At 38.2% G+C, this 2,583-nt stretch carries 4 protein-coding genes; all 4 read left to right on the forward strand.

The window, feature by feature from the left end; all coding sequences use genetic code 11:
• The first annotated feature begins 477 nt into the window (after nucleotides 1-477).
• The 4 genes from F580_RS0123600 (at nucleotide 478) to F580_RS0123620 (ending at nucleotide 2,405) form a co-directional block, all read left to right on the forward strand.
• Entirely contained in the window at nucleotides 478-780 is a 303-nt protein-coding gene (locus F580_RS0123600) for a hypothetical protein (protein ID WP_425393364.1), read from the forward strand.
• A gap of 120 nt (nucleotides 781-900) precedes the next feature.
• Nucleotides 901-1,095 carry a hypothetical protein gene (locus F580_RS0123605; RefSeq protein ID WP_019030230.1) on the forward strand — a complete coding sequence of 65 codons (195 nt, stop codon included), beginning with the start codon at nucleotides 901-903 and terminating at the stop codon, nucleotides 1,093-1,095.
• Nucleotides 1,096-1,213: 118 nt separating this feature from the next.
• Nucleotides 1,214-1,492, forward strand: a complete 279-nt coding sequence (locus F580_RS0123610) for a hypothetical protein (protein WP_019030231.1) — start codon at nucleotides 1,214-1,216, stop codon at nucleotides 1,490-1,492.
• A gap of 496 nt (nucleotides 1,493-1,988) precedes the next feature.
• Nucleotides 1,989-2,405 (forward strand): UPF0158 family protein, encoded by a 417-nt coding sequence (locus F580_RS0123620; RefSeq protein WP_019030233.1) that lies wholly within the window; start codon nucleotides 1,989-1,991, stop codon nucleotides 2,403-2,405.
• Nucleotides 2,406-2,583 lie beyond the last annotated feature (178 nt).

Raw genomic sequence — 2,583 nt, forward strand, 5'->3', positions numbered from 1 at the left:
TAACAAGCTGCTCAAAACGGACTGCTAACAGTTGGCTGCGCTTCGTTCCTCGCACATTATAGCCAACTATTATCAGCCCCTTAGCAGGGCGTTAGTTGGCACCGCTAGTTCAAGTTAAATTGTTATTGTAAAAGCAGTGTTTTATAAATTGGCTTGGCATGTGTATCAGTGAGTTTTCGCCATTATCTTTCAAATGTTAACCAGCGAAATTCAACCTCATTTGTCAATTTAAGGTTTAGTGAGTTCGCTTCAATAAGGTAAGTTGAGTGGCTCAAAGTTCCACCTTTTTCGTGTAGCGGTACAGGGTGTATTTTGACTCTTCCGTATAACTCACAAACGTGGTAACTTATTGCTTCTGTTGTTCTTTTAACAAAAAACAACTAACAAGGCAATCAAACGGACACGCAACAGTTGGCTCGTTTCCGCTTCGCTTTACATTTTAGCCAACCATTACTTAGCCGCTTATTGTGGCGTTATATGCACAAGGAGTATCAAGCATTGAACATCAAACTACTTTCTCTTTCACTGATCGTTTTATTATCAGCATGTGGTGCAAGTCAACCACCACCGTATCAAAAAGACCGAGCACCTGAAGATAGAAATCAATATAGTGGCGCTGAGGGGTTAACTCAGCAGCAAAAAGATCAAACTTATCTTATGAATAAAGAGTTATCTGATAAATGTACTGAAGCTAAAATAGATTTGGCTATTGCTGAAACAGATAAGAACTCTAGTGAGATTAAAAAGCAAAATGCACTAATTAGCAGTACGTGCATATAACAAGCAATTCAACGTGACACGCAACAGTTGGCCGCGTTCACTACGTTCACAATTATGGCCAACTGTTTCTTAGCCCGTTAATGTGGGCGTTATGTTTTATTCAATATATAAGGATCGTATATGTTCGCAGGAGTAGCTCTTTTAGCCATTATTTTTCAACTTGCAATTGTAGTTGGGATTATCGTCTTTGCTGTTAAATTACTTAACCGTATTACAGATATTGCAGGGTCTCAAAAATCCATAGCAGATTCTCAAATTCAACTCATTAATTTATTAAGTAAAAAAGAATCAAATCAGGAATCAGCTGAGAGTTAAAACATAACAAGAACTTAAAGAAGGACAAAATAAAGTTGGCTGTTTTGTTCACTCCGTTCACTTATTTTAGCCAGCTCTATTTTGCCCCTTAAGTGGGCGTTATGTGTTTTAGGTGATTATGACTGTATTTGAAGTGTTGTTGATTATCCTATTGCCTACTGTCACGTTAACCCTCAACTATTGGCGTCAGCGTGTAAGTGGGCAGTCTAGATTCAATAATATTTTATATGAGCTACTTTCTTTTGGTATGTCTGGCGGACCATTGGTGTATCTAATTATCATATCCCCTGAAAATACTGCATTAGAAGTTGTTTTAGTTGGTATATGTTTTTTCTGGTTTGCTATTGTCGGTGGGCGCAACAAAACACATAACAAGAAAATAAAGTGGGACTGCTAACAGTTGGCTAGGTTTCGCTCCGCTTCACATTTTAGCCAACTATTAATCAGCCCCTTATTTGGGCGTTAGCTGTACAGGAGGTTCATGGTGAATATCGCAAAGTTGAAGCAGTATAAAGTTCTAATCTTAACATTAGCCGTTGGGCTGCTACTGGCTAGTTGCGCATCCCAGCCTACACCCAATGCATACGATCCTCCTGGGTTTTTTATGGGGCTTGTGCATGGCTTCTGTATTTTTTTCAGTCTGATTGGAAGTATATTTACTGATATCAGAATTTACTCTTTCCCCAATTCAGGTGGTTGGTACGATTGGGGTTTTGTTATTGGTGCTAGTATGTTTCTAGGTGGAAGCGGAGCAAGTGCAAATTAGTACAGCTAACAAGCTGTTAAAGCAGGACAAAATACAGTTGGCTGTTTTCGTTCCTCAACATTTTAGCCAACTAAATTTTGCCCCTTAACGAGGGCGTTAGCTGCTTAGTCGCACATCAGAGGTCAGCATGAATATTAAATTTAGCGATGTTTTAGATCTATTTGAACTCGTCAATTTTGGTTCACCATTTGATCATGAGGGGTACATTTGTAAAGAATCAGGCAAAACATATTTTTATTCTGAGTTTGGTGATAATGAAGAGGAATTACCAGACGATATTAATGACGAGAAATACTTGGCCATCCCTCATAAAAATGAATTGAATCTAGGCACAAATCTCGCCTTCGACTTTATTCAGGAATACTTGCCAACAGAGTTCGAAAAAGTACGTTCAATTTTTCATCGTAAAGGTGCTTATGCAAGATTCAAATCATTGCTAGAGAACACAGGTAAAATTGAAGAGTGGTATAAATTTGAAGCAAAGCGTACTGAACAAGCTTTACGGGAGTGGTGTGCAGAGCAAGATGTTGAAATCAGCAGCTAACAAGGCACTCAAAAGGACAAATAACAGTTGGTTTTTGCTCCTGCGTCACTTATTTTAACCAACTATCATTTGCCTCTTAGTGAGGCGTTATATGCCTAAAGGGATTTTGTGTTTACATTTCTATATTTGTTATCAAATTTAGTAGGATACTTTTTAAGCTTCAATTTCATTCTGAGTA

Origin of the sequence: Colwellia piezophila ATCC BAA-637 (assembly GCF_000378625.1) — a bacterium.
GTDB classification, from domain to species: domain Bacteria; phylum Pseudomonadota; class Gammaproteobacteria; order Enterobacterales; family Alteromonadaceae; genus Colwellia; species Colwellia piezophila.